General features: G+C 65.6%; 26 protein-coding genes and 1 tRNA gene. 20 read left to right on the forward strand and 7 right to left on the reverse strand.

Annotation, left to right across the window (positions count from 1 at the left end):
- Positions 1-53 precede the first annotated feature (53 nt).
- From rimM to AC5RUM_RS07095, 12 genes are all read left to right on the forward strand, one after another.
- On the forward strand, positions 54-623 hold the full coding sequence (gene rimM, locus AC5RUM_RS07040; protein WP_494034277.1) for a ribosome maturation factor RimM: 570 nt from the start codon (positions 54-56) through the stop codon (positions 621-623).
- The gene (trmD, locus tag AC5RUM_RS07045) at positions 624-1418 is read left to right on the forward strand and encodes a tRNA (guanosine(37)-N1)-methyltransferase TrmD (protein ID WP_494034278.1); all 795 of its coding nucleotides are present in this window, start codon (positions 624-626) and stop codon (positions 1416-1418) included. It abuts the gene before it with no gap.
- 264 nt (positions 1419-1682) lie between these two features.
- Positions 1683-2042 carry a 50S ribosomal protein L19 gene (gene rplS, locus AC5RUM_RS07050; protein ID WP_003806064.1) on the forward strand — a complete coding sequence of 120 codons (360 nt, stop codon included), beginning with the start codon at positions 1683-1685 and terminating at the stop codon, positions 2040-2042.
- A gap of 84 nt (positions 2043-2126) precedes the next feature.
- Positions 2127-2807 (forward strand): signal peptidase I, encoded by a 681-nt coding sequence (gene lepB, locus AC5RUM_RS07055; protein ID WP_494034279.1) that lies wholly within the window; start codon positions 2127-2129, stop codon positions 2805-2807.
- On the forward strand, positions 2808-3602 hold the full coding sequence (gene lepB / locus AC5RUM_RS07060) for a signal peptidase I (RefSeq protein ID WP_494034280.1): 795 nt from the start codon (positions 2808-2810) through the stop codon (positions 3600-3602).
- A 2-nt stretch (positions 3603-3604) separates the two neighbouring features.
- A complete protein-coding gene (rnhB, locus tag AC5RUM_RS07065; RefSeq protein ID WP_494034281.1) occupies positions 3605-4276 on the forward strand; it encodes a ribonuclease HII in 672 nt (223 codons plus the stop codon).
- 68 nt (positions 4277-4344) lie between these two features.
- Positions 4345-4671, forward strand: coding sequence for a DUF2469 domain-containing protein (locus AC5RUM_RS07070; protein WP_400581532.1), 327 nt, complete (start codon positions 4345-4347; stop codon positions 4669-4671).
- 106 nt (positions 4672-4777) lie between these two features.
- The gene (locus AC5RUM_RS07075; protein WP_494034282.1) at positions 4778-5134 is read left to right on the forward strand and encodes a YraN family protein; all 357 of its coding nucleotides are present in this window, start codon (positions 4778-4780) and stop codon (positions 5132-5134) included.
- Positions 5134-6678 carry a YifB family Mg chelatase-like AAA ATPase gene (locus AC5RUM_RS07080; protein WP_494034283.1) on the forward strand — a complete coding sequence of 515 codons (1545 nt, stop codon included), beginning with the start codon at positions 5134-5136 and terminating at the stop codon, positions 6676-6678. The genes AC5RUM_RS07075 and AC5RUM_RS07080 overlap by 1 nt, the downstream gene beginning before the upstream one ends.
- A gap of 10 nt (positions 6679-6688) precedes the next feature.
- Positions 6689-7870 (forward strand): DNA-processing protein DprA, encoded by a 1182-nt coding sequence (gene dprA, locus AC5RUM_RS07085; RefSeq protein WP_494034284.1) that lies wholly within the window; start codon positions 6689-6691, stop codon positions 7868-7870.
- Positions 7871-7962: 92 nt separating this feature from the next.
- Complete coding sequence (locus AC5RUM_RS07090; protein WP_494034285.1) at positions 7963-8889, forward strand: tyrosine recombinase XerC; 927 nt, start codon at positions 7963-7965, stop codon at positions 8887-8889.
- 261 nt (positions 8890-9150) lie between these two features.
- On the forward strand, positions 9151-9654 hold the full coding sequence (locus AC5RUM_RS07095; protein ID WP_215054028.1) for a DUF3145 domain-containing protein: 504 nt from the start codon (positions 9151-9153) through the stop codon (positions 9652-9654).
- A 70-nt stretch (positions 9655-9724) separates the two neighbouring features.
- Here AC5RUM_RS07095 and AC5RUM_RS07100 read toward each other — a convergent pair whose 3' ends face one another.
- The 6 genes from AC5RUM_RS07100 to aceE all read right to left on the reverse strand — a co-directional run bounded on the left by AC5RUM_RS07100 (position 9725) and on the right by aceE (position 17729).
- Positions 9725-10960 carry a beta-ketoacyl-[acyl-carrier-protein] synthase family protein gene (locus AC5RUM_RS07100; RefSeq protein WP_494034286.1) on the reverse strand — a complete coding sequence of 412 codons (1236 nt, stop codon included), beginning with the start codon at positions 10958-10960 and terminating at the stop codon, positions 9725-9727.
- A gap of 175 nt (positions 10961-11135) precedes the next feature.
- Positions 11136-11381: an acyl carrier protein gene (locus AC5RUM_RS07105; RefSeq protein WP_400581526.1), complete on the reverse strand. Its 246-nt coding sequence runs from the start codon at positions 11379-11381 to the stop codon at positions 11136-11138.
- A 79-nt stretch (positions 11382-11460) separates the two neighbouring features.
- Positions 11461-12549 (reverse strand): beta-ketoacyl-ACP synthase III, encoded by a 1089-nt coding sequence (locus AC5RUM_RS07110; protein WP_494034287.1) that lies wholly within the window; start codon positions 12547-12549, stop codon positions 11461-11463.
- Complete coding sequence (locus AC5RUM_RS07115) at positions 12546-13475, reverse strand: ACP S-malonyltransferase (protein ID WP_494034288.1); 930 nt, start codon at positions 13473-13475, stop codon at positions 12546-12548. Before AC5RUM_RS07115 ends, AC5RUM_RS07110 begins: the two co-directional genes overlap by 4 nt.
- Positions 13476-13563: 88 nt before the next feature.
- Positions 13564-14808 carry a PucR family transcriptional regulator gene (locus AC5RUM_RS07120; RefSeq protein ID WP_494034289.1) on the reverse strand — a complete coding sequence of 415 codons (1245 nt, stop codon included), beginning with the start codon at positions 14806-14808 and terminating at the stop codon, positions 13564-13566.
- Positions 14809-14960: 152 nt separating this feature from the next.
- The gene (gene aceE / locus AC5RUM_RS07125; protein ID WP_494034290.1) at positions 14961-17729 is read right to left on the reverse strand and encodes a pyruvate dehydrogenase (acetyl-transferring), homodimeric type; all 2769 of its coding nucleotides are present in this window, start codon (positions 17727-17729) and stop codon (positions 14961-14963) included.
- Between the two features lie 339 nt (positions 17730-18068).
- Here aceE and AC5RUM_RS07130 point away from each other — a divergent pair, with 339 nt between their 5' ends.
- The 8 genes from AC5RUM_RS07130 to AC5RUM_RS07165 all read left to right on the forward strand — a co-directional run bounded on the left by AC5RUM_RS07130 (position 18069) and on the right by AC5RUM_RS07165 (position 23536).
- Entirely contained in the window at positions 18069-18488 is a 420-nt protein-coding gene (locus AC5RUM_RS07130) for a DUF3052 domain-containing protein (RefSeq protein ID WP_400575657.1), read from the forward strand.
- Between the two features lie 23 nt (positions 18489-18511).
- Positions 18512-18988, forward strand: coding sequence for a peroxiredoxin (locus AC5RUM_RS07135; protein ID WP_494034559.1), 477 nt, complete (start codon positions 18512-18514; stop codon positions 18986-18988).
- Between the two features lie 4 nt (positions 18989-18992).
- Positions 18993-19922 carry an NAD-dependent protein deacetylase gene (locus tag AC5RUM_RS07140; RefSeq protein WP_494034291.1) on the forward strand — a complete coding sequence of 310 codons (930 nt, stop codon included), beginning with the start codon at positions 18993-18995 and terminating at the stop codon, positions 19920-19922.
- A gap of 81 nt (positions 19923-20003) precedes the next feature.
- Positions 20004-20076 (forward strand) — tRNA-Val (locus AC5RUM_RS07145).
- Between the two features lie 145 nt (positions 20077-20221).
- On the forward strand, positions 20222-20512 hold the full coding sequence (locus AC5RUM_RS07150) for a hypothetical protein (protein ID WP_494034292.1): 291 nt from the start codon (positions 20222-20224) through the stop codon (positions 20510-20512).
- 339 nt (positions 20513-20851) lie between these two features.
- Positions 20852-21649, forward strand: a complete 798-nt coding sequence (locus tag AC5RUM_RS07155; protein ID WP_494034293.1) for an IclR family transcriptional regulator — start codon at positions 20852-20854, stop codon at positions 21647-21649.
- 172 nt (positions 21650-21821) lie between these two features.
- The gene (locus tag AC5RUM_RS07160) at positions 21822-23171 is read left to right on the forward strand and encodes an MFS transporter (protein ID WP_494034294.1); all 1350 of its coding nucleotides are present in this window, start codon (positions 21822-21824) and stop codon (positions 23169-23171) included.
- Positions 23172-23326: 155 nt separating this feature from the next.
- The gene (locus tag AC5RUM_RS07165; protein ID WP_494034295.1) at positions 23327-23536 is read left to right on the forward strand and encodes a hypothetical protein; all 210 of its coding nucleotides are present in this window, start codon (positions 23327-23329) and stop codon (positions 23534-23536) included.
- A gap of 191 nt (positions 23537-23727) precedes the next feature.
- Here the strand turns inward: AC5RUM_RS07165 and AC5RUM_RS07170 are convergent, their stop codons facing one another.
- Complete coding sequence (locus AC5RUM_RS07170; RefSeq protein ID WP_494034296.1) at positions 23728-24555, reverse strand: DUF1206 domain-containing protein; 828 nt, start codon at positions 24553-24555, stop codon at positions 23728-23730.
- Positions 24556-24732 lie beyond the last annotated feature (177 nt).

Raw genomic sequence — 24732 nt, forward strand, 5'->3', positions numbered from 1 at the left:
CGGGCACGGCACAGCGCCAACTTTCAGAAACGCACTCCGGAACAGAGGAACACATGCAGCTTCAGGTGGCACGAATCGGCAAACCCCACGGAATCCGCGGCGAGGTGACAGTCCAGGTGCTCACCGATGCCCCCGAGGACCGGTTTGTCCCCGGAACCGAATTCGTGGTGGAACCGGCGTCGGCGGGCCCCCTGACCGTGCACAGTGCCCGCTGGAACAAGGACATCCTGCTCCTCGCCTTCGAGGAAATTGACACGCGCAACGAGGCCGAGGCGCTCCGCGGCGCCAAGCTGTTCATCGAAACTGAGGAACTCGATGAGGACGAGGACGAGGGCTGGTACGAACACGAGCTCGTCGGCCTCGAAGCCCGCGTGGGTTCCCAGGTGGTGGGCAAGATCTCTGCCCTGAACACGATGCCCGTGCAGGATCTGCTTGTCGTGGAGACGCCGGACGGAAAGGAAATCCTGATCCCGTTCGTGGAGCAGATCGTCCCGGAGGTCAACGTCGAGGAGGGCTACGTCCTGGTGACCCCGCCGGCCGGGCTGTTCGAGATCAACACCGAAGACGGCGGCGAGCAGGGCACGGACGACAGCGGCGAACCTGAGCCGGGGGCCAAAGCCTAGATGAGAATCGACGTCGTCAGTATTTTCCCCGAGTACCTGGCACCGCTGGATCTGTCGCTGATCGGCAAGGCGCGCCAGGACGGTCTGCTGGACCTGAACGTCCACGACCTCCGGAGCTTCACCACGGACCGCCACCGGACGGTGGACGATACCCCGTACGGCGGCGGCGCAGGCATGGTCATGAAGGCGGAGCCGTGGGCGCAGGCCCTGGCGTCGGTGGCGAACGCGCGTCCCGCGGACGCGGGCAAGCCGGTGCTGATCGTGCCGTCGCCGGCGGGGGAGCGGTTCAACCAGGCGCTGGCCTACGAGCTTGCCGAGGAGGACCATCTGGTCTTCGCCTGCGGCCGCTATGAAGGCATCGACGAGCGGGTCATCGAATGGGCGGCGGAGCACTTCACGGTGCGTCCGGTGAGCCTCGGCGACTATGTGCTCAACGGCGGAGAAGTTGCCGTCCTCGCCATGGTGGAGGCCATCGGCAGGCTGCTGCCGGGTGTGGTGGGCAACCCCGAGTCCCTGGTGGAGGAGTCGCACTCGGACGGACTGCTCGAGTACCCCGTCTACACCAAGCCCTCCGTCTGGAGGGAACGGGAAGTTCCGGCGGTCCTGCTCAGCGGCAACCACGGAAAAATCGCGCAGTGGCGCCGCCACGAGCAGTACCGGAGGACGGCGGAACGCCGCCCGGACCTGCTGGAGGCGTTCGACGCCGGAAATCTTCCCCGCGCAGACCGCACCGCTCTCGCGGACCTGGGGTACGACGTCGTCGACGGTCACCTGAAGCGGCGGCCGGACGCCTAAGCAGTTCCCGCGCCGCTGCTTCCCAGCGGCACGAAGCGTTCCAAGATTATCCAATTCTTTCCCTATGGGGCATAATTAACCCTTGTGTCTGCTGGGCCCGCACCTGCCACAGGGGGAGCGCAGCCAACAGCAAGACACCCCGGTACGGCCAATCAGTGGCGGTACCGGACAACAACACTTCGGCGGCAATTCCCGGACGTTTGTCCGGGCTTGGCCGCCGTGACCCAAAGTGAATGACCTGTGGCGTTCACCAGGAGTGGATCAATGCATATCCTCGATTCCGTAGATGCAGCCTCGCTGCGCACCGATGTTCCCGAGTTCCGCGCGGGTGACACCCTCAAGGTTCACGTGAACATCATCGAAGGCAAGAACTCCCGCGTCCAGGTGTTCCAGGGCTTCGTCCTGGGCCGCCAGGGTGACGGTATTCGCGAGACCTTCACCGTCCGCAAGGTTTCCTTCGGTGTCGGCGTAGAGCGTACCTTCCCGGTGCACTCCCCGATCATCGAAAAGATCGAGCTCGTCACCAAGGGTGACGTGCGCCGCGCCAAGCTTTACTACATGCGTGCACTGCGCGGTAAGGCTGCGAAGATCAAGGAAAAGCGCGACTTCAGCACCGCCAAGTAAGTCTTTCGGACTTTCACGGTGGGTCCCCGACCCGTGTCCGGCCAGCGCCGGAGCCATCCGCAACAGCGCCACAGGATACGGATCATGGACCACACGAAACGCCAGCCAGGGAAACCGGGCTGGCGTTTCGTGTTTCTGGCCTTCGCCCTGGCCGTCCTTGTCAGCGGACTGGTCCGTTCACTGTGGCTGGATGTCTACTTCATTCCCTCGGCGTCCATGGAACCGCTGTTCAGTACGGGCGACAGAATCGTGGTGTCCCGCACCGATTTTCAGTCCGAGCCGATCCGCCGCGGCGACGTCGTGGTGTTTGACGGCAGCGGTTCCTTCGCGCCGCTGCACTCCGGCGCGGGCCCGCTGCCGGCGGCGGTGGCCGCCGCCGGAAACTGGCTGGGCCTCACGGGCAGCGACACCACCTACGTGAAGCGCGTCATCGGGCTGCCTGGCGACAGCATTGTCTGCTGTGACGCCCAGCAGCGGCTCACAGTAAATGGCCAGCCGGTCGTGGAACCCTATATCCAAGCAGGAGATGCGCCCAGCGACCAGAAGTTCAGTGTGTCCGTGCCGGCTGGACGGCTCTGGCTGATGGGGGACCACCGCTCCGTATCGGCCGACTCCCGCAGCCTGCTGGGCGCGCCCGGCGGGGGCATGGTGCGCATGGACAAGGTAATCGGCCGGCCGGTACAGATCATCTGGCCGCTTGATAGATTTGCCTCAGTGGCACGGCCGCCGCAGGTGGCCACTACAACGACTAAGGACGGACAGTAAATGCCGGAGAACGATCCCGGGACTTCCGAGCCGCAGCAGGCCGCTGCCAGGCAGGGAAGGCATGCTTTGGGTGAGCCCGTCCCGGCTGCGCCTGCAGGCCGCCGCGTGAAGGAGCCCGCCCCGCAGCGCAACCCGTTCCTGCTGTGGCTGAAGGAGATCGCCACGGTGGTGGTCATCGCCGTCGTTCTCTCCTTCCTCATCAAAACGTTCCTGTTCCGCGCGTTCTACATCCCCTCGGAGTCCATGGTCAGCACCCTGGACGTCAACGACCGCATCTTCGTCAACCTGCTGGTCCCGGAGCCGTTCGCCCTGGAGCACGGCGACGTGGTGGTGTTCAGGGACACCAAGGGATGGCTGCCGCCGTCGCCGCAGAAAGTGGACGGCCCCTTCACCTGGGTCGAGGACGGCCTGACCTTTGTCGGGCTGCTTCCGGACAACTCGGAGCAGCATCTGGTGAAGCGCGTCATCGGCCTGCCCGGGGACCGCGTGTCCTGCTGCAGCCCCGACGGCAAAGTGACCGTCAACGGGGTCCCGCTGGATGAAAAGTACGTCAACCCTGCCGAGGTGCCGCTGGTGCGTGACTTCGACGTCGTGGTGCCGGCAGGCAAGGTCTGGGTCATGGGGGACAACCGCAACCATTCCGCCGACTCCCGGGCCCACATGGATTCCAACGGCGGTTTCATTGACCTGGTCGACGTCGAGGGCAAAGCCGCCGTCATCGCCTGGCCGCTGAACCGCTGGGCGGCACTGGACAACTATCCGGACGTCTTCAAGAGTGTCCCCTCGGAAGGCTAGCGATGTCCGTTGCACCCACCCTTGACTACGAGAAGCGCTTCCTTCCCCGGGGAGCGCGGTTCCTGGCCGGCGTCGATGAAGTGGGCCGCGGTGCCCTGGCCGGCCCCGTCAGCGTGGGAATTGCCGTCGTGGACCTGCGGAGGATGGAACTGCTGGCGGATGTCCGGGACAGCAAGCTGCTGAAGCCCGCCGACCGCGAACGGCTGGACCCTCTGGTCAGGGCCTGGAGCGTGGCCTCAGCAGTCGGCCACGCCACCGCCCGGGAAATCGACGAGCTGGGCATCATGGGGGCGCTGAGGGCAGCGGGCAACCGCGCGTGGTTCGAAATCCTCGGCGCCGGAATCACGCCGGATGTGGTGCTGCTGGACGGCAGCCACAACTGGCTGTCGCCCGCCGCCCAGCCGTCGCTGTTTGACGAGGTGGTGGTCGATCCGGGCTGCGAAGCGCCGGTGCACACGTTGGTCAAGGCGGACATGCAGTGCCTGAGCGTCGCCGCGGCGAGCGTTCTGGCCAAGGTGGAACGGGACCGCACCATGCAGGTGCTGCACGGTGAATACCCCGCCTTCGGCTGGGACGTCAACAAGGGGTATGGTACCGCGGCCCACCGGGAAGCCATCCGGGTGTCCGGCCCCAGCCCGTATCACCGCGTCAGCTGGAACCTGCTGTCCGAATAAGCTGCCGCCGGTCCCGCTGCGCCTGTTCCGTGTGCGCAGGGGCCCGCTGCATGGTGCAAGATGGAACCATGAGTGCCGAGGATCTTGAAAACTACGAAACCGACATGGAGCTTCAGCTCTACCGTGAATACCGCGATGTCGTCGGGCTGTTCAGCTACGTGGTTGAGACCGAGCGCCGCTTTTACCTCGCCAACCATGTGGACCTGCAGGCGCGCAGCGCCGACGGCGAGGTCTACTTTGACCTCACCCTCCAGGACGCCTGGGTCTGGGACGTGTACCGGTCCGCCCGGTTTGTGAAGAGCGTCCGCGTCATCACTTTCAAGGACGTCAACGTCGAGGAGCTCCCGCGGAACGAGGAGCTTGCCCTGCCCAAGGACTCCGACCTGGGCAACTGACCGACTCCTCCTCCACAGCGGTCCGTTCGGCCGGTTTTCCCACATAGGGCGATAGGCGCCTGTCGGCGCCGACGCTGCCCCCGCAGTCTGGTTGCGGAGGTAGAAAATGAAAGCCAAAGACCTGCTTGGCCAGCGCGGGGAAGAGCTCGCGGCGGAATACCTGGAATCGCTGGGCATGCTCATCGTGGAGCGCAACTGGCGCTGCCCCGAGGGCGAGATCGACATTGTTGCGCTCGACGGCGACGCCCTCGTCATTGCGGAGGTGAAAACGCGCCGGTCCCTCGCCTATGGGCACCCCTTCGAAGCGGTGGGCACGGACAAGCTTGCACGGTTGCACCGGCTGGGATCGGCCTGGTGCCGCGACCACGAGCTCCGGATGCCGCTGCGCCGCGTGGACGTGATTGCAGTGCTGGACGACGGCGTGTGCGAGCCGACCGTTGAGCACCTGCCGGGGGTGGGGTAATGGGCCTGGGAAGAACCTACTCTGTGGCCCTGGTGGGGCTAAACGGCTACATCGTGGAGGTCGAGGCCGACATCGGTCAGACATTGCCCGCCTTCGTGATCCTGGGGCTGCCTGACGCTTCTCTCAACGAGGCGAAGGAACGGATCCGTTCCGCCGCGCAGAACTCCGGAATCCCGTTGAGCCGGCGGAAGATCACGGCCAACCTCATTCCTGCGTCCCTGCCCAAACGGGGCTCGGGCTTCGACCTTGGCATCGCCATGGCAGCGCTCTGTGCGGCCGATGACATCAGGACAACGGGCCGTACGGTGTTTATCGCCGAGCTCGGCCTGGACGGGCGGCTGCGGCCCGTCCGCGGTGTCCTCCCTGCGGTGATGGCTGCCGTCCAAGCGGGCTATCCGGACGTCGTGGTGGCACAGGCGAACGCCGCCGAAGCCGCATTGGTGCCCGGCGCACGGGTCCAGGGCTACAGGACCCTCGCCCGGCTCGCGTTCGATTTCGGCGCGGACCCCCAGGAGCTGGCCCTTGATTTCGAACCGCAGGATGATGAAGCGGGCGAAGAACCGGATTCCATGCCCGGAGCGGCCCCTGACATGTGCGATGTCGCCGGCCAGGGAGATGCACGCAGGGCCCTGGAAGTTGCCGCAGCAGGGGCCCATCATCTGCTTCTCACAGGACCGCCGGGTGCGGGAAAGACCATGTTGGCCGAGCGGCTCCCAGGGCTGTTGCCCGATTTGGGCGACACCGCAGCCATGGAGGTGACAGCGATCCATTCGCTGTGTGCGCTGCCGTCGTCCTCGCTGCAGTTGGTGCGGCGCCCGCCCTTCGAGAACCCACACCATACGGCGACGTCCGCCGCCATCATCGGCGGCGGCACGGGACTGCCGCGGCCCGGCGCCGCGTCACGCGCCCACCGCGGAATTTTGTTCCTCGACGAAGCTCCCGAATACGAACGGGGAGTCCTCGATGCACTCCGGCAGCCGCTCGAGAGCGGAGAACTGGTGATTCACAGATCCGCGGGCACGGCAGCCTACCCCGCACGTTTCCAACTGGTCCTTGCGGCGAACCCCTGTCCCTGCGGGAAGGCATCGGGCAAGGGCATCGAATGCATGTGCACTCCCATGATGCGCCGCAGGTATCTGGCGCGGATGTCCGGGCCGCTGCTTGACCGGGTCGACATCCAGCTGCAGGTCGAGCGGGTTTCACTGGCAGACTTCGGCCAGTCCGGCGGCGAGGAAGACACAGCGACAGTCGCCGGCCGGGTGGGTGCGGCCAGGCGCCGCCAGCTGCAGCGCCTTGGCCCTGCGGGCATGGAAACCAACTCGCAGGTCCCCGGAAGGATCCTGCGCGGGGAGTTCAGGCTTCCGTCGGCCACCACGCGCATCCTGGACCAGTCGCTCGCACGGGGCGTGCTCACAGCCCGCGGCTACGACCGCGTCCTGCGCTTGGCCTGGACCCTGGCAGACCTTGCCGGCCGGGAACGCCCGGACCTCAATGACATCGGACAGGCTCTGAGCCTCCGGCAGGCTGCTTCGGCCGCCGCGTGAAGGGAGCGACATGCATAACGAGAGACTCGCGCGGGCCGCCCTGTCCCGGCTCATGGAGCCTCAGGATTCGGCTGGACTGGCGCTGGTGCAGGTGGCGGGGGCTCTGGACGCGCTGGGCATTGCCACCGGGCAGTTGAGCTATGGCCCCGCGCTGGAACAGGAACTCACGGGCGTGCTGGCCGAACACAGTTCGGCGGCCTCCTGGGCGGGACTGGGTGCAGCTCTCAAGCGCTGGGCGCCAAGGGTCCCGGACCTCGCCCCTGAACGGGACTTGGCCACCATGCACCGGCTCGGCGGCCGGGTGATCATTCCGGGAGACGATCTGTGGCCCCGCCAGCTCGGCGATCTCGGCATCCACGAACCGATCTGCCTGTGGTGGCGTGGAGTCGAGCAGGAGCTTCCCGCTGCGCCGAAGTCGATTGCACTGGTCGGTTCCCGGGACAGCACGAGCTATGGCGCGGCAGTGACCGGCGACCTTGCATACTCCCTGGCGCAGCGGGGCTTCACGGTGGTTTCGGGAGGCGCCTACGGAATCGATGCACATGCCCACCGGGCCGCCCTGGCCGGCAGCTCGGAATCCATGCCGACAATCGCCGTTATGGCCGGGGGAGTTGACCGCTTCTATCCCTCGGGGAATGAGGACCTGCTTCGGTCCGTCGCGAACCAGGGCGCAGTCCTCGCCGAGGTGCCGCCAGGATCTGCGCCCACACGCTACCGCTTTCTGCAGCGGAACAGGATCATCGCGGCCCTGGCATCGGTGACTGTTGTTGTCGAGGCCAGATGGCGGTCCGGAGCGCTGAATACGGCACACCACGCGGAGTCACTGGGCAGGGCTGTGGGCGCAGTGCCTGGATCCGTCCACAGCGCCAACTCGGCCGGATGCCACCGGCTCCTGCGTGACGGCGGCGCGGTATGTGTGACGGATGCCGGCGAGGTTGCCGAGCTCGCCGCGCCCAGCGGGGACTTCATGCCTGATCCGCGGGGCGGGAGTGCCGTCCACGACGGACTCACGCTGGAGGACCTGATCCTGCTGGATGCCCTGCCGCTGCGGTCCACCAGTTCAGTGGAAAAGCTCTGCACCGTGGCCGGACTTGGCCCCGAGTCCGTGCGGGCCGGGCTCGGGCGGCTTGGGCTCCTGGGGCTCGCCGAATCCCACAACGGCGGCTGGAAGCGGTCCAAGCATGCCGGCTGACGGGTGTACGTGGCGGCATGCCGGGGAAACGCCACACCGCGGCTCGCCGCGGGAATCCTTGACCGCACGCCGATTGCTGGGAAAGTGAGTGCGTGGAGAAAGTGGAACTGCCGCCGGCGCTGGCGGAGGCGGTCAGCAGCTTCGGCCGGTACTTGACCGGCGAGCGGGCACGCTCGGAGCACACCGTCCGCGCCTACCTCTCCGACGTCGGAAGTCTGCTGGACTATGCCGCAGGGGAGGGAATCCGCGAGCTCGGAGAGATTGAGCTCGGGACGCTCAGGCGCTGGCTGGGCACACAGAGTGACGCCGGCATCTCCCGCTCCACCTTGGCCCGCCGGTCGGCCACTGCACGGACCTTCACCGCCTGGGCGCTCCGGGAGGAGATGATTGACACGGATCCGGCCCTGCGCCTGAAGGCGCCGAAGGTTGAAGGCTCGCTGCCGGGCGTGCTGCAGCAACAGCAACTTACCCGGCTGCTCACCGAACTCAACGAGGCGGCGCAGGACGGCGCGCCGATGGCGCTGCGGGACAGGGCCATGGTCGAACTGCTCTATGCCACCGGCCTGCGCGTCGGGGAACTGGCCGGTCTCGACGTCGATGACCTCGACCCCGACCGCAGAACCCTCCGTGTCCTGGGCAAGGGCAACAAGGAACGGACGGTTCCCTACGGACTGCCGGCCGCGCTCGCCGTCGACGATTGGCTGCGCCGCGGCCGCCCCAAGCTCGCATCGGCAGGCAGCGGGCCGGCACTGTTCCTGGGGATGCGGGGCCGCCGCGTGGACCAGCGCCAGGTGCGGAGCGTCGTCAACGGCGTCTTCGAAGCGTTGGGGGACACCGCCGCTACCGGCCCCCATGCGCTGCGCCACTCGGCGGCCACGCACTTGCTCGACGGAGGGGCCGACCTTCGCGCGGTCCAGGAGATTCTGGGGCACAGCAGCCTTGCCACCACCCAGATCTACACCCACGTCTCGGTGGACCGGCTCCGCAAGAGCTACCAGCAGGCCCACCCGAGGGCGTAACGCCCCGGCCGTCCCCGGAGGCCGTCCTCGGCGCGCCTCGACGGCGCGCCGAATCCCACTGGCGTAATTACGCAGGGTACGGCACAATAAGAGCCAAGTCCGGCAACTTTCAAGTTGTGCTTTAAGCCTTTGGCCATCTTGCAAGCCCGGCAACAGTTTCATAGATTGGCAGGAGTTCGAGGCACCACGCGGCGCCGGAGCACCAGATATCCATCCATGCAGGTCGTTGGGGAAGACGTACCTACAGCTATGGAGGATGGAATGTCTGTTGTAATGACCCGCGGTGTGCTCTTCATTCACTCGGCGCCTACCGCACTGTGCCCTCATGTCGAGTGGGCCATCGGATCTGTCGTGGACAAGCGGACAGATCTTGAGTGGACCCCTCAGCCTGCCGCGCCCGGAATGTTCCGTTCGGAGCTCTCCTGGACCGGCGTGCAGGGGACAGGTGCGCAGCTGGCGTCTGCCCTCCGGGGCTGGGCACACTTGCGCTTCGAGGTGACAGAGGAACCCAGCCAGGGCGTGGACGGCGGCCGCTGGTCCCACACGCCGGAGCTGGGAATTTTCCATGCCGTGACGGATGTCCACGGGAACATCATGGTCTCCGAGGACCGCATCCGCTACGCCTATGAGTCCGGTGCGGGCGATCCGTCTGCGGTCTACCACGAGCTTTCCCTTGCCCTCGGCGAGGCCTGGGATGAGGAGCTGGAGCCTTTCCGGCACGCGGCCGAGGGAGCACCCGTCCGCTGGCTGCACCAGGTGGGCTGACACGCCGATCCCCATAGCAACGAAGAAGCCCCCGCCAACCGGCGGGGGCTTCTTCGCTATGCATCAGTGATCACACGCTGCGGACGGCGATGACGGCGTTGTGGCCGCCAAAGCCGAACGAGTTGCTCAGTGCCACAATGTCTCCGGCGGGCAGATCACGGGCGGAGGTGACGACGTCCAGCGGGATCTCCGGATCCTGGTTCTCGAGGTTGATCGTCAGGGGGGCCTTGCGCTCGTGCACGGCCAGCACGGTGAGGACAGCCTCCACGGCGCCGGAAGCGCCCAGCAGGTGGCCCATCTGCGACTTGGTGGCGGACACGGCCACGTTGTCGACCTGCCCGCCCAGGGCGGCCTTCAGCGCGGTGTATTCCGGCTTGTCGCCCACGGGCGTGGACGTTGCGTGCGCGTTGACGTGGACGACGTCCTCGGCCTGGATGCGGCCGTCAAACATGGCTGCCTTGAGCGCGCGGGTGGCGCCCAGGCCTTGCGGGTCCGGAGCCGTGATGTGGTAGGCGTCAGCCGTCACGGACGTGCCGGCCAGTTCGCCGTAGATCCGGGCACCGCGGGCAAGCGCGTGCTCTTCGGCCTCGAGGACGAGGGCGCCGGCACCTTCACCCATGACGAAGCCGTCGCGACCGAGGTCGTAGGGCCGGGAGGCGCCTTCGGGATCGTCGTTGCGGCGGGAGAGAGCCTGCATCGAGGCGAACGCGGCCAGCGGCATCGGGTGGATGGCGGCCTCGGCGCCGCCGCACATCACGACGTCGGCCTTGCCGGAGCGGATCAGGTCCAGGCCCAGGTGCATGGCTTCGGTGCCGGAGGCGCAGGCGGAAACGGGCGTGTGGGCGCCTGCCCGGGCGCCGAGGTCAAGGCTGACCGCGGCGGCCACACCGTTCGGCATGAGCATGGGGACCGTCATGGGCAGGACCCGGCGGGGGCCCTTCTCCTTCAGGGTGTCCCAGGCGTCCAGGAGGGTCCAGACGCCGCCGATGCCGGTGGCAAAGGCCACGGCCAGGCGGTCCGGATCGAATTCGGTGATGCCGGAGTCAGCCCAGGCCTCGCGGGACGCAATAACGCCGAACTGGGTCGAGGGGTCCATGCGCTTGGCTTCAACGCGGCTCAGGACGTCAAGGGCGGGCGTGGAGCACCGGGCGGCGAAGTGAACGGGAAGCTCGTACTTGGCGACCCAGTCGTCCTCCAGCGTGCGGGCGCCGGAAACCCCCTTCAGCGCGTTCTGCCACATAGTGGGTACGTCGCCGCCGATGGGCGTGGTGGCACCCAGACCGGTAATGACTACTTTGCGTGTCATGGGATCACTCTCTGTCGGTGCGCGAGCCTGTCCCGTGCTTCGTGGCCGGACGGCCTGCATCGGTGGCGTGCGAGGGGGAATTCGAAAATCTGTGATGGTGCATCGGCTGGCCGGCCACAGCAGTGAAATGCGGGCCGGCCAGCCGGGTTTCAGCCGCCATGCGGCTGGGGCCTGCTTAGGCCTGGGCGTTGGAGATGAAGTCCACGGCGTCGCCGACGGTCTTGAGGTTCTTGACCTCTTCGTCGGGGATGCGCACGCCGAACTTCTCCTCGGCGTTAACGACGATGGTCATCATGGAGATGGAGTCGATGTCCAGGTCCTCGGTGAAGGACTTGTCCATCTCGACAGCCTCGGGGGCCAGGCCGGTCTCTTCGTTGACGATTTCAGCCAGTCCGGCCAGGATCTCTTCGTTGCTAGCCATTGGTGGCTCCTTTTCTTGTTATTGCCGGCAGGGGCTGCCGGAAACGGGGCAAACCGCGGTTGCGGTTTGGTGGGGATTCCTACGGAAGGACTACAACCTGGGCGCCGAAAACCAGGCCCGCGCCGAAACCGATCTGCAGCGCGAGGCCGCCGCTCAGCGTGGGGTGTTCCTGCAGCAGCCTGTGGGTGGCAAGCGGGATGGACGCCGCCGATGTGTTGCCGGCCTCCGCGATGTCGCGCGCCACCGTGACGGTTTCGGGCAGCTTCAGCTTCTTGACCATTTCGTCGATAATGCGCATGTTGGCCTGGTGGGGAATGAACGCCACGAGGTCCTCGGCCTGGACACCTGCGGCATCGAGGGCCTGCTGTGCCACCTTCGCCATCTCCCAGACGGCCCAGCGGAAGACGGTCTGGCCGTCCTGGCGGAGGGTGGGCCAGATGGCGGCGTCGGTGACGGACGCTTCTTCCGCGCTGAGGGCGCTGCCCTGCGGTGAGCCCGCGTGGACGAGTGACCCGGAGTGCGCCGCGGAGTACTCGCGAACATCGAGCAGGGAGTGGGTCATGCCGATCGCATCCCACTTGCTGCCGTCGGAACCCCAGACGGACGGGCCGATGCCCGGCGTCTCCGACGGGCCGATGACCACGGCGCCGGCGCCGTCACCCAGCAGGAACGAGATGGTGCGTTCGCTGTTGTCGATGACGTCGGACAGTTTCTCGGCCCCGACGACGAGCACGTACTCGGCGGTGCCGGAGCGGACCAGTGCATCGCCCTGGGCGATGCCGTAGCAGTAGCCTGCGCAGGCGGCCGAGATGTCGAATGCGGGTGCGGGCGTTGCGCCGAGCCGGTCGGCAAGGCTTGCGGCCGCGGACGGCGTCGCGTAGGGGTGCGTCACGGTGGACACAATGACGGCTCCGAGCTGGGAGGCCTCGATGCCGGCCTTTGAGAGGGCTTCGCGTGCGGCGCCTTCCGCCATGTCAATCACGCTGACGTCGGCAGGGGCCCGGTGGCGGGTGATGATGCCCGTGCGCTGCCGGATCCATTCGTCGGAGGAGTCAATCCACTGGCAGACGTCCTCGTTCGTCACCACCACGTCGGGGCGGTAGGCGCCGACGCCGAGGATCCGGGTGTGTTCGTTGATCGGTGCCTGCTTTAGCGTGGGAACACTCATGCCTGTCCCTCCAGTTCTGCGAACAATGCAAGGGCTGCGGACAGGTCTTCGGGGGTCTTCACTGCCACGGTCTTGACGCCGGGCATCCCGCGCTTGGCGAGGCCCGCCAAGGTGCCGGCGGGTGCCAGTTCAATGACGCCGGTGACCCCGCGCTGCACGAGTGATTCCATGCAGAGGTCCCAGCGGACGGGACGGGACACCTGGGCGATCAGGCTGTCGACGGCGGCAGCGCCGTCGGTGACTTCCCGGCCGTCGAAGTTGGACAGCAAGGGAACAGCGGGCGCCTGGGGCTGCAGCTCGGGGCGCAGGGCTTCGAGGGCGCTTACCGCGGGTGCCATGTGTGAGGTGTGGAAAGCCCCGGCCACCTTGAGCGGAATCACCCGGGCCTTTGCCGGGGGATTCTCCGCCAGGGCCTTGAGTTGCTCGAAGGTGCCGGCGGCGACGGTCTGGCCCGCACCGTTCACGTTGGCGGGGGTGGCGCCGGCGGCCTCGATGGCGGCCAGCACCTCGGCGGGGTCGCCGCCAACTACGGCGCTCATGCCGGTGGGCGTGACCGCAGCGGCCGCGGCCATGCTGTTGGCGCGTTCGCGGACGAAGGTCATGGCTTCTTTTTCCGTGAGCACCCCGGCCAGTGCCGAGGCCGTGATCTCGCCCACCGAGTGTCCGGCCAGGATGACCGGAAGGGTGCTGAGTTCGACGTCGAACAGTGACTTTGCCGCCACGAGTCCGGCAGCGACGATGAGGGGCTGCGCAACGGCGGTGTCCTTGATGGTCTCCTCATCCGAGGTTGTCCCATGCGCAGTGAGGTCAATGCCTGCGATTTCGCTGAGGGAGGCCAGATGGCCTGCTACGGAAGGCAGTTCCAGCCAAGGGGCCAAGAAACCGGGGGTCTGTGAGCCCTGTCCAGGGCAGACGATTGCAAGCACGTAACCAGCTTTCCAAATTACCGCGTGAACCAAGGGTGTTTGCGTACACCAAGCTCACTGGGTCAGTTTGTAGGAAGTCTACAACGGTTCAGCTCTGGTTCCGCCCAGGCTGGCGTTCCACGGCGGCCTTCGGCGGGGTGGAAAGCCGGCCCACTACCAGGGCGGCCTGCAGCACGAAGGCCTCCCGCGGGAGCAGCGGATCCCAGCCTGTGACGTCACAAACCCGCTTGAGCCGGTAACGGACGGTATTGGCGTGGACGAAAAGTTCCCGGGCTGTTGCCTCCAGCGAATGCCCCAGTTCCAGGTAGGTACCCAGTGTTTCCACAAGCCCGTTGGACGCGGCCAGGAGGGGCCGGTAGATGTTTTTGACGAGGGACCGGCGCGCCGCATCGTCCCCGGAGATCACCCGCTCGGGAAGCAGGTCGTCGGCCGCTACCGGCCGCGGCGCGGACGGCCACGCCCGCGCGGCGGTGAGCCCTGCGAAGGCCGACTGGGCAGAGCCGCTGGCCTCCAGCAGGGAATTCGCTTCTGCGCCGTACACCACGGGCCCCGGCGCGAACATTTCACTCAGTTTGAGATATGCCGTTTCGCGGTCATGGACGCCGCCGAGGATCAGGATGAGACGGTCGCCCTGGATCCCGACGAGGGCGTCCTCGGCGTACCGGCCGGCCGTGCGGCGCAATTCGCTGACGTAGCTGGCACTGGGTTCCGACGGCGAATTTCCCACCATCACGGTGAATCTCTCCTGGGCTTTCCAGCCGAGGGCGGCGATTCTGGACCGCAGCGCGTCGGTGTTTTCACCGCGCAGGATGGCGTCCACGATCAAGGCTTCCAGCCGGGTGTCCCACGAGCCCCGCGATTCGGCGGCCCTCGCATAGACGTCCGCGGCAGCAAAAGCCACCTCACGTGAATACCTCAACACTGCCTCGCGCAGTGACGGCTGGTCGGCCTCCGGTGCGATCACGGGCACCTGCTCCTCAACCACTTCAACGACGATCCGGATCAGCTGGAGGGCCTTTTGAAGGCTGATGGACCGGGTGAGTTCCGTGGGGGCCGTGCCGAAAACATCGGTGAGGATCCACGAGGGGGAGCTGGGGCGCTCGTACCAGGTAACGAACGCGGCGATTCCGTTTTGGGCCACAAGCCCCAGCGCCGAGCGCTCATCAGAACTGAGGCGCGTGTACCAGGGCAGGGACTTTTCCAGCTGGCGCATGGTGGTGGTGGACAACTGGCCAACACTCGCCCTGAGCTTCTTCAGGGTCTCTGACTTCTCCGGTGTGATGCTGGGCGACACCGGTTTACGCTTTGCGGGGGCGGGGGTTGGCTGGGGCATGCATCGAGCATACGGTGCCTAACCTGCAAGCTCCATTTTGTGCAAAGGCTACAACTGCGGTTGCGCTGCATCACAACCCCGCAAAAGCACCGAACGACGACGGCGGCCCCCACCTTTCGGTGAGGGCCGCCGTCGTACGTGTGCCGGGCGTGTTAGGACTCGCCGCCCGCGTTGCCGGTGGTTCCGGCGTTGACGTTGTGCAGGCGGTACTTCTCGATGGCCTGCGCAGGTGCCTGGGCGTCAACCTCACCGCGGCGGGCCAGCATCTCCAGCGAACGGACCACGATGGAGTGGGTGTCGTTCTTGAAGAAGCGGCGTGCTGCGGCGCGGGTGTCGGAGAAGCCGAAGCCGTCGGCACCCAGGGAGGCGAACTCGTTCGGGATGAACTGGCGGATCTGGTCCGGGACGGCCTTCATGTAGTCCGAGACGGCAACCACCGGGCCGGTGGCGCCGGCGAGCTGCTGTGTGACGAACGGCACCCGGGCGGTCTTGCCGGGGTTCAGGAACGCCTCTTCCTCGGCGGCCATGCCGTCGCGGCGCAGTTCGTTCCAGGAGGTCACGGACCAGACGTCGGCGGAGACGCCCCAGTCCTCGGCCAGGATCCGCTGGGCTTCGATGGCCCAGGGAACCGAGACGCCGGAGGCCAGGATCTGCGTGCGCGGGCCGTCGATCTTGGCCGGCGCCAGCAGGTAGATGCCCTTGATGACGCCTTCAACGTCCAGCTCATCCGGCTCTGCAGGCTGGGTGATGGGCTCGTTGTAGACCGTGATGTAGTACATCAGGTTCCGGTCCGTTGAATCCGGGCCGTACATCCGCTCCAGACCGTCGCGGACGATGTGGCCCATCTCGTAGCCGTAGGCGGGGTCGTAGGTGACCACTGCGGGGTTGGTGGCGGCGAGGATGGGGGAGTGGCCGTCAGCGTGCTGGAGTCCTTCGCCGGTGAGGGTGGTCCGTCCTGCGGTGGCGCCGATGATGAAGCCGCGGGTCATTTGGTCCGCGGCGGCCCAGAAGGCGTCGCCGGTGCGCTGGAAGCCGAACATGGAGTAGAACACGTAGATCGGGACCAGCGGGACGCCGTGGGTGGCGTAGGCGGTGCCGGCGGCGGTGAAGGCTGCCACGGCGCCGGCTTCGTTGATGCCGGGGTGGATCAGCTGGCCCTGCGCGGATTCCTTGTAGGCCAGGACGAGGTCCCGGTCCACGGACAGGTAGTTCTGGCCCTTGGGGTTGTAGATCTTCGCCGTCGGGAAGAACGCGTCCATGCCGAACGTGCGGGCCTCATCCGGGATGATCGGCGCGATGTGCTTGCCGAAGTTCTTGTCCCGCATCAGGTCCTTGAGCAGCCGGACAAAGGCCATGGTGGTCGCAGCCTGCTGCTTGCCCGAACCGCGCTTGGCGACCTCGTAGGTCTTCGGGTCCGGCAGCGTGATGTCGGAGTGCTTGGACCGGCGCTCCGGCACGGCACCGCCCAGGGCGGCGCGGCGTTCCATCATGTACTTGATTTCCGGCGCATCCGTGCCCGGGTGGTAGTACGGCGGCTGGTACGGGTCCTTCTCGAGCTGTTCGTCCGTGACGGGGATCCGCAGGTGGTCGCGGAATTTCTTCAGGTCGTCCAGGGTGAGTTTTTTCATCTGGTGGGTGGCGTTGCGGCCTTCGAAGTGGGGGCCGAGTCCGTAGCCCTTGACCGTTTTGGCCAGGATCACGGTGGGTTTGCCCTTGAATTCGGTGGCTGCCTTGTAGGCGGCGTAGACCTTGCGGTAGTCGTGCCCGCCGCGCTTGAGGTTCCAGATCTGGTCATCGGTGAGGTCCGCGACCATGTCCTTGGTCTGCGGGGTTTTGCCGAAGAAGTGCTCGCGGACGAAACCGCCGGATTCGGCCTTGTAGGTCTGGTAGTCCCCGTCGGGGGTTTCGTTCATGATCTTCACCAGCGACCCGTCGGTGTCGCGGGTGAGCAGGTCATCCCATTCCCGGCCCCAGACGACCTTGATCACGTTCCAGCCCGCGCCGCGGAAGAACGCCTCGAGTTCCTGCATGATCTTGCCGTTGCCGCGCACCGGCCCGTCCAGGCGCTGGAGGTTGCAGTTGATCACGAAGTTCAGGTTGTCCAGGTTCTCGTTCGCGGCGAGCTGGAGCAGGCCGCGGGACTCGGGCTCGTCCATTTCCCCGTCGCCCAGGAACGCCCAGACCTGCTGGTCGGAGGTGTCTTTCAGGCCGCGGTTGTGCAGGTACCGGTTGGACTGGGCCTGGTAGATCGCGTTCATCGGCCCGATGCCCATCGACACGGTGGGGAATTCCCAGAACTCGGGCATCAGCCGCGGGTGCGGGTAGGAGGACAGGGCGTGGCCCTCCTTGGACTTTTCCTGCCGGAAGCCGTCCAGGTCCTGCTCGGTCAGCCGGCCTTCCATGAACGCCCTGGCGTACATCCCGGGGGAGGCGTGGCCCTGGAAGAACACCTGGTCCCCGCCGCCGGGGTGGTCCTTGCCGCGGAAGAAGTGGTTGAACCCGACCTCGTACAACGTCGCGGCCCCGGCATAGGTGGAGATGTGCCCGCCCACGCCGATGTTCGGCCGCTGGGACCGGTGCACCATCACCGCCGCGTTCCAGCGCATGTACGCCCGGTAACGCCGCTCGAACTCCTCGTTGCCCGGGAATTCCGCTTCCTGGTCCGCCGGAATGGTGTTCACATAGTCCGTGGTGGTCACCATCGGAACCCCGACGCTCTGCGCGCCGGCACGCTGCAGGAGACTGCGCATGATGTATTGGGCACGCTCGGTGCCCTGTTCCCTGATCAGCGCATCCAGGGACTCAACCCATTCGGCGGTCTCTTCCGGATCACGATCAGGCAGCTGGTTAGTCAACCCGCTGAGGATATGGGAGGTATCTTCTCCTGCAGCCACGTCCAACCTCTCTTTGCGCGCATTCATCGGCGCACTCAGGTCCGGCAGGGTAGCTGCCTGGCGTGAACGCGACGCGTGCGACATATCGGTTACAACAGCCCGGTCAGGTGCGCCGGGCAGGGTTCTATCTCGTCTAAGACTGCCTAAATCCGTCCAGGGCGGTCGCCCCGCGGCATGGCTGTCACCAGCCACTCTAGCTCTGACGGCTTGCCGATGCGTAGCCGCGTCTGGCGCCCCTGCCGTATTTGACCGTCATACTGGTTGTGTGACGCACAATAAGCCGCCCCGCGGCACTGGCAGCTTGAAGCACACGCCCAAAGGGTGTTGGCTTGGAGTAATCGATATCACTATTCATAGGAGGAACGCGTGAGTGAGGCCGACGCCGCCACTTCGGTAAATGTGGCGGAAAAATTGGGTTTCAAGAACGGGGATCTGATTCAGGAGTTCGGTTACGACGACGACGTCGACTTCGACTTGCGTGATGACATTGAAGATCTGACGGGGTCAGAGCTCCTGGACGAAGACGATCATGACGTCGTGGACGCAGTCATCTTCTGGTGGCGCGACGGCGACGGCGACCTTGTTGACACCCTTGTCGACTCGCTTACGACGCTGACCGAAGGTGGTGTCGTCTGGGTCCTTACCCCCAAGTCCGGCCGCCCGGGCTACGTTTCCCCCTCAGACATCCAGGACGCGGCCCCTACGGCCGGGTTGCACTGCACCACATCTGTGGGAGTGTCCAAGGACTGGAGTGCCACCCGCCTGGTGACCAGGAAGAACAAGTGACCGCAACAAACACCGTGGACTCCATGGGTGTTGCGGCCGTTCCTGAGGTTGGGCAGCAGGCTCCGGACTTCACACTCGCCAATCAGTACGGCGAGCCGGTCCGGCTGGCAGACTTCCGCGGACGCAACGTCGTGCTGGTCTTTTACCCTTTCGCCTTCTCCGGCATCTGCACGGGCGAACTGTGTGAGATCCGGGACAACCTTTCCGTTTTCGAGCACGCTGACGCCGAAGTGCTTGCCATCTCAGTGGACAGCAAATTTGCCCTTCGGGCCTATGCCGGGCAGGAAGGCTACGAATTCAGCCTGCTTGCTGACTTCTGGCCTCACGGGGACGTGGCCATGCGGTACGGCGTTTTTGACGCGGAGAGCGGCATGGCGGTCCGGGGGACGTTCATCATCGACGCCGAGGGCGTCGTGCGGTATGTCGTGGTCAATCCCCGCGGGCAGGCACGCGACCTGGACGAGTATCGCCGCGCGCTGGCAGGACTGACGCAAGGCTGAATCCGTGGACCAGCGGCGCGCCGGCATCGGCCTGACAGGGTTTGCCAGCGGACCGCCGGTGCCACGGGCCGAGCCGTCGCCCCCGGAACTGGAGGTCTTGCGGCACATCCGGGACGTCGTGTCAGGGCTGCGCCTGGCGCTCCTCACCGGAGCAGGACTGAGCACGGACTCCGGGATACCTGACTACCGGGGCCCGGACTCACCGCCGCGGTCGCCCATGACCTATCAGGAGTTCGTGCGCGACGCGGGCAACCGGCAGCGCTACTGGGCGCGGAACCATATCGGTTGGTCCCATCTCCGGCGGGCTGAACCCAATGCCGGCCACGCCGCCGTCGTCCAGCTGGAACGCCGGGGGCTCCTGACGGGACTGATCACCCAGAATGTGGACCGCCTGCATGAGGATGCAGGAAGCGTCAACGTCGTGGACCTGCACGGCCGCTTCGACCAAGTCATTTGCCTGGACTGCCGCCGCACGTACTCCCGTGGTCTGCTCGCAGGGCTTTTGGAGGAACTGAACCCGTCGTTCCTTGAGCGTGCGCTGGAATCGGGGGTTGTTGAAATAGCGCCCGATGCCGACGCGACTGTGGAGGATTCGGAGCTCATCAGCAGCTTCGTCGTGGCGAAGTGCCCTGCGTGCGGCGGTGTGCTGAAGCCGGACTTTGTGTACTTCGGCGAGAACGTCCCAAAGGACCGTGTGGAGCGGGCCTACTCGATGGTGGATGAGGCGGGAGCGCTGCTCGTCGCCGGTTCGTCCCTCAGCGTCATGAGTGGACTGCGTTTCGTCCGCCACGCCGCCAAGCAGGGCAAACCCGTGGTCATCATTAATCGCGGAGAGACCCGCGGCGATGAGCTGGCAACGGTCAAACTGGCCGCAGGTGTCAGTGAAGCGCTTTCCTGGCTTGCCGAGGAGCTGCCCGGCGCGCCGCAGCCCTGATCCGGATTGGTCATGAGGGCCTGTCGTCGGGTAGAGTCTATGTTCGTTGGTTCGCGAGCTTCGAAGCGGAACCGGCAGTTTGGGTCTTTAGCTCAGCTGGTAGAGCGCCACGTTTACACCGTGGATGTCATCGGTTCGATCCCGGTAGGACCCACAAGGAAGAACCCCGTCTTCCCGGCATCAGATGCCGGCAAGGCGGGGTTTTTTGTGTTGGGCGTCTTTGTGTTGGTTGCTGCATCCTCATAGGCCACAGCCTTTGGCCCGGAAAAAATGTCAGGGCCCGTTCGTAGCCTTGCGGCATGGAACACATACTGGTGAGAACAGCTGCGGACGGCCGCCCGGCCACCGTTATCCGTGGTGGACGCGAATGGACTGTCGGCGCGGAGCCTGTCAGATGGTTTGAACGCGTCAGCTGGTGGGAAGCTGAACGCCGGATGCCGCTCGGTTGGAGCCGGGTGGACGTCGAAGTCTGGCGCCTCCAGGCGAGGCTGGGCAGGAACGAAAACTCTGCGTTCACCACCATGGAAATCCTGCGGGATGGTCTGGGTGGTGGCTGGAAGCTGAGGGAGGCAGTTGCCGACGCCGCTTAAACACCTTGCTAAATTGGACCCGCTTAATTGGAACAGCCCTCCACCGCGACTATTGGGGGATGCCGCGGTGGAAGGCCTAGAACGAATATACCGTGAACATTCGGAAACACGAAAATTATTTCGGGCCTTTGACCCGTACGGTGCCGGGTGCGCCCTCCCGGGCCAATTATCCGGTCCGGCTATCCGGGCAAGCCCAGCTATCCGCTCCAGCCACGCAGTGAGGCGAGCCATTATGATGGTAAGTGTTCAGCCACATGAACAGTTGCATGCCACTGCCGCTGGCCGTTGGCTGGCAGACATGCTGCCTGCGCCCCAGCGCGTACTGATTGAAGGAGAATCATGGTCGATTCCCGCGCCACCCGCCCCAATGATGGATTAGGCAGCACGTCCCCGGCTCCGGCCGTCACCCGGGCGGCCGCTGTGATGGAGGCACTGGCCGCGTCGGCTACCGGCCGGCTCACCCTGAGTGACCTCGCCCGGGAACTCGGCATTCCGAAGTCCTCAACGTCCAACCTGCTCCTGGCCCTGGAGGAGGCCCGCCTGATCAGCAGGCAGGGCGCCGAGTTCACCCTGGGCCGCAAACTTGTTGAACTCGGCGCGGCCTATCTGAGCCGGCTGGATGAAGTCCAGGAGTTCTACCGGTTTTGTGAGCAGGCCCCCACCCTCTCCGGGGAAACTGTCCGAATCGCCATGCTGGACGGTACCAATGTCATCTACTTGGCTCGCTATGAAGGGCATCCTGCGGTCCGGCTGACGTCCAACATCGGGGACAAGATGCCGGTGTCGCTCTGCGCGGTGGGCAAGGTCCTGATCGCGCGTCTGCACGACCATGACCTCGAAGCCATGTTCCCGGACGATGCTGAACTGCCGGTGCTGACGCCAAAGTCGATCCGCACGGGTGCCGCACTCAAGGCGCAGATCCGCGAAATCCGGCAGCAGGGCTATGCCTTTGAAGATGAGGAGTCCACCACCGGCGTCGTGTGCCTGGCCGTGTCGGTGCCCACCCATGGCGCCCACGGCCCCAGCCTGGGCTTGTCTGTTACTGCGTTGAAAGCCACGTATTCCGCTGAGCAGGGGGCCCAGATGGTCAAGGAGCTGAAGGAACTGGCCAGGTCCCTGGGTAATCCTATGGGGTGAGGCAGACCATGAGGAGGCGTCATATTGGCGCCCCATGGCCTGCGAAACCTCAACCTATTGGCGAGTCGTTCAACTTGTTGTACTCTGTTCAACATAGTGATCGACGCCATAGGTGTTGTCACTATTTCCACCAAGGCCAACGGGGGCCTGGAGTGTTTTTGAGGGAGTGCTTGTGACAACTCGTACTGATATACAGCTGGCTGATGCGGACGGCGCCGTCGTCGAACCGGACCAGCTGCGTAAGGCGACTCTTGCCAGTTCCGTAGGCTCCGCTCTGGAGTACTACGACTTCTATATTTACGGTCTCGCTTCGGCACTGATCTTCGGGCCGCTGTTTTTCAAGCCGCTGGGCGAAGAGGGTGCACTGATCGCCTCCTTCGCCACGTACGGCGTCGGCTTCGCGGCCCGGCCGTTCGGCGGCGTCGTCTTTGGCTACATCGGGGACCGCTTCGGCCGGAAAATGGTGCTGATCCTGACCATCGGCCTGATGGGAACGGCAAGTTTTGCCATCGGTCTGCTGCCGACATTCGAGCAGGCGGGCATGCTCGGTGCCGTGCTGCTGGTCATCCTCCGCATTGTCCAGGGCCTCGGCGCGGGAGCGGAGCAGGCCGGCGCGACGACGCTGATCTCCGAAGTCGCGCCGCGCCGCCGTCGCGGGTTCTTCGCTTCCCTTCCCTTCGTGGGAATCCAGCTGGGCACCCTCCTCGGGGCCGGCACCTTTGCGCTGATCGCAATGGCCGATAAAGAGGTCCTGGAGGGCTGGCTCTGGCGCGTTCCCTTCCTCGCGAGCATTCTGCTGATTGCGGTGGCCGTCTTCATCCGGCTGAAACTCAAGGAAACCCCGGTGTTCCAGGAGCTGGAGAAGCACAAGAACGTTGTGAAGAACCCGGTAGGCGAACTCTGGAAGCACTCCAAGAAGAACGTCCTGGTGGGCATCGGCCTGCGCATGGGCGAAAACGGCAACTCCTCCATCTACTCCGCGCTCCTGGTAGCCTTCCTGGCGGCTCCGGCCGGCATCTTCCCCGGCGACAAATTCATCGGCCCCGTGGGCCTGCTCATCGCTGCCGGCTTCGCCGCCGTCATGGTGATCACCTTCGGCGCGCTGTCCGACCGCTTTGGACGCGTCCCCGTCTACCGCTACGGGGCCCTCTTCCAGGCATTGATTGCCTTCCCGGCGTTCTACCTCGTTACGCTGGGCAATCCCACACTCGTCTGGGCGGTCATGGTGGTGGGCATCGCCCTCGGCGTGCAGTCCATGCTGGGCCCGCAGTGCCCGCTCCTGCCCGAACTGTTCGGCTCCCAGTACCGCTTCACGGGAGTCGCCATGAGCCGCGAACTCTCCGCAGTGCTCGCCGGCGGCCTCGTGCCTTTGGTCGGCGCGGCACTGCTCGCCGCCTCCGGATACTCCTGGCTCGTCCTGGCGATCTATTCCTTCGTGCTGGCGCTGATCTCCTTCATCACCACCTTCTTCACGCCGGAAACCAACGGGCGTGACCTCGTGCTGATCGAGGACGCGAGCTAGCACTCCGCAGCAAAGCGCGAACGGACACTTGTGCCCCTCGGCGGGGCCGCAAGTGTCCGTTCGCGCTTCAGGCGCAGGTGGCTTATTGCACTGGGGCGGGACGGGAATGCGTGGGGCAGGGTTGTGTGGCAGGGTCGCGGGTTTACCGTGGATGCATGGAGTACCTGAAGGGTCCTTTGTATCTGGACATCGCTGCCAAAGGTCTGTGTTTCCTCGGTGTTGTGATGATGATCTTCGGGCAGGGTGGATGGTTCATCGGTGGGGTATCCGCCGTTGTCATCGGGGTGGTGTGTGGTGCGCTGTCCATGGTTGCCGGCCGGCGGATGAGGCAGCGGGGATGGGACGGCGTGAACCGCGTCGAGTAACGTGTGCGTGGGGCTGCTGACTTCCGGACTGTTCGTGAGGGTTCGCAGGAACGGGTCCGGGAAGCTGCTCACGTGTTTGCTGACCTTCTCGCCGCCCTGCCCTGCGCCTGGCCGCGCACGCTTGGCCGGCTGCCCTCGCGGTAGAGCCGCCGCTCGCCCGGAGCAGGAGCTGGCCGCCTCGGCGGGGACGCCTACATCCGCGCGAATTTGGCCTTCACCATCAGGTAGAGCCCGTAACATATCAGGCCGGCGCCGACGGCGGTCAGCATGTAAACCCCGTACGGCTGCTCGCGCAGCGCCTTCAGCCCGCCATCCAGGCCTGTGGACTCCTGAGGGTGGGCGTTAACGGTGGAAATGATGAACAGCAATCCCACCAGAAACAGTCCGACGCCCTCGGCTACATAGCCGACCACTCCCAGCCCCGTCACGACGGATCGGGCGGGCTCCGAGGGTGGCAACCGTAGTTCTTTCTTGAACGATCCTTTGACTCCGAGGACCACGAAGACAAGGCCGGCGATGGCGACCGCAGCCCCGATGGCGATCAGCAGGAACGTACCCCCGGGCGCTTTGATGATGGAGACCGTGAAATCGCTGGTGGACTGTCCACTGGTCTGGCTGTTTCCGCTGGCGGAGGCAGCAAACGTCAGGGCGATGACAGCGAACACCACCGCCTTGCCGGCTGCGGAAAGCTTCTTTCCCACCTTCTTCCTGGCCTCCAGCTGACTGTAATCGAACACAGCGTTGCTGGTTTGCCAGAGAGCCAGAGCAACGCAGGCGGCGAATCCGGCCCACAGCAGCAGCAGACCCTGCGGCTGGGCGGCGAGTTGGGCGACTGCACCGGCCTGATCCGCCGGTCCCGCCTGTCCGGCCCTGCCTAGCGCCAACTGAATGGCGACGAACCCGACCAGAAGGTGCAACAGGCCGCTGACCGCAAAACCTGCCCTGGCGGCTATCACGAGAGCCCTCGAGTTCGATGCATCCTCGACCGCGTTCGCGGCGTCCTTCAGCTCTCTCTTCATTTCCGATCCTTAGCGCAAGCGCAGATACGGTGGTGCTTAACGCCTATTTTGTCACGGGAGTACCATCCACAGACAGGCCTCATCGGAGCCAGCGAAGACAGCACCGCGGAGCCTGTTGGCAGGGAAGCCGTGCGCCGGGTCCTCGCACCATAGGAAATCACGGCGACGCCGCAGTGC

It is taken from the genome of Arthrobacter sp. B2060, from assembly GCF_059090445.1.

What these genes read in the sequence shown, in the direction of transcription:
- AC5RUM_RS07080 (WP_494034283.1), top strand. Translation starts at nt 5,134, where the DNA reads ATGGGCCTGGGAAGAACCTACTCTGTGGCCCTGGTGGGGCTAAACGGC.
- AC5RUM_RS07095 (WP_215054028.1), top strand. Translation starts at nt 9,151, where the DNA reads ATGTCTGTTGTAATGACCCGCGGTGTGCTCTTCATTCACTCGGCGCCT.
- AC5RUM_RS07105 (WP_400581526.1), bottom strand. Translation starts at nt 11,381, where the DNA reads ATGGCTAGCAACGAAGAGATCCTGGCCGGACTGGCTGAAATCGTCAAC.
- AC5RUM_RS07070 (WP_400581532.1), top strand. Translation starts at nt 4,345, where the DNA reads ATGAGTGCCGAGGATCTTGAAAACTACGAAACCGACATGGAGCTTCAG.
- AC5RUM_RS07165 (WP_494034295.1), top strand. Translation starts at nt 23,327, where the DNA reads ATGGAGTACCTGAAGGGTCCTTTGTATCTGGACATCGCTGCCAAAGGT.
- AC5RUM_RS07100 (WP_494034286.1), bottom strand. Translation starts at nt 10,960, where the DNA reads ATGACACGCAAAGTAGTCATTACCGGTCTGGGTGCCACCACGCCCATC.
- AC5RUM_RS07155 (WP_494034293.1), top strand. Translation starts at nt 20,852, where the DNA reads ATGGTCGATTCCCGCGCCACCCGCCCCAATGATGGATTAGGCAGCACG.
- trmD (WP_494034278.1), top strand. Translation starts at nt 624, where the DNA reads ATGAGAATCGACGTCGTCAGTATTTTCCCCGAGTACCTGGCACCGCTG.
- AC5RUM_RS07170 (WP_494034296.1), bottom strand. Translation starts at nt 24,555, where the DNA reads ATGAAGAGAGAGCTGAAGGACGCCGCGAACGCGGTCGAGGATGCATCG.
- lepB (WP_494034280.1), top strand. Translation starts at nt 2,808, where the DNA reads ATGCCGGAGAACGATCCCGGGACTTCCGAGCCGCAGCAGGCCGCTGCC.
- AC5RUM_RS07120 (WP_494034289.1), bottom strand. Translation starts at nt 14,808, where the DNA reads ATGCCCCAGCCAACCCCCGCCCCCGCAAAGCGTAAACCGGTGTCGCCC.
- rnhB (WP_494034281.1), top strand. Translation starts at nt 3,605, where the DNA reads ATGTCCGTTGCACCCACCCTTGACTACGAGAAGCGCTTCCTTCCCCGG.
- AC5RUM_RS07150 (WP_494034292.1), top strand. Translation starts at nt 20,222, where the DNA reads ATGGAACACATACTGGTGAGAACAGCTGCGGACGGCCGCCCGGCCACC.
- AC5RUM_RS07135 (WP_494034559.1), top strand. Translation starts at nt 18,512, where the DNA reads ATGGGTGTTGCGGCCGTTCCTGAGGTTGGGCAGCAGGCTCCGGACTTC.
- aceE (WP_494034290.1), bottom strand. Translation starts at nt 17,729, where the DNA reads ATGAATGCGCGCAAAGAGAGGTTGGACGTGGCTGCAGGAGAAGATACC.
- AC5RUM_RS07075 (WP_494034282.1), top strand. Translation starts at nt 4,778, where the DNA reads ATGAAAGCCAAAGACCTGCTTGGCCAGCGCGGGGAAGAGCTCGCGGCG.
- lepB (WP_494034279.1), top strand. Translation starts at nt 2,127, where the DNA reads ATGGACCACACGAAACGCCAGCCAGGGAAACCGGGCTGGCGTTTCGTG.
- rimM (WP_494034277.1), top strand. Translation starts at nt 54, where the DNA reads ATGCAGCTTCAGGTGGCACGAATCGGCAAACCCCACGGAATCCGCGGC.
- AC5RUM_RS07110 (WP_494034287.1), bottom strand. Translation starts at nt 12,549, where the DNA reads ATGAGTGTTCCCACGCTAAAGCAGGCACCGATCAACGAACACACCCGG.
- dprA (WP_494034284.1), top strand. Translation starts at nt 6,689, where the DNA reads ATGCATAACGAGAGACTCGCGCGGGCCGCCCTGTCCCGGCTCATGGAG.
- rplS (WP_003806064.1), top strand. Translation starts at nt 1,683, where the DNA reads ATGCATATCCTCGATTCCGTAGATGCAGCCTCGCTGCGCACCGATGTT.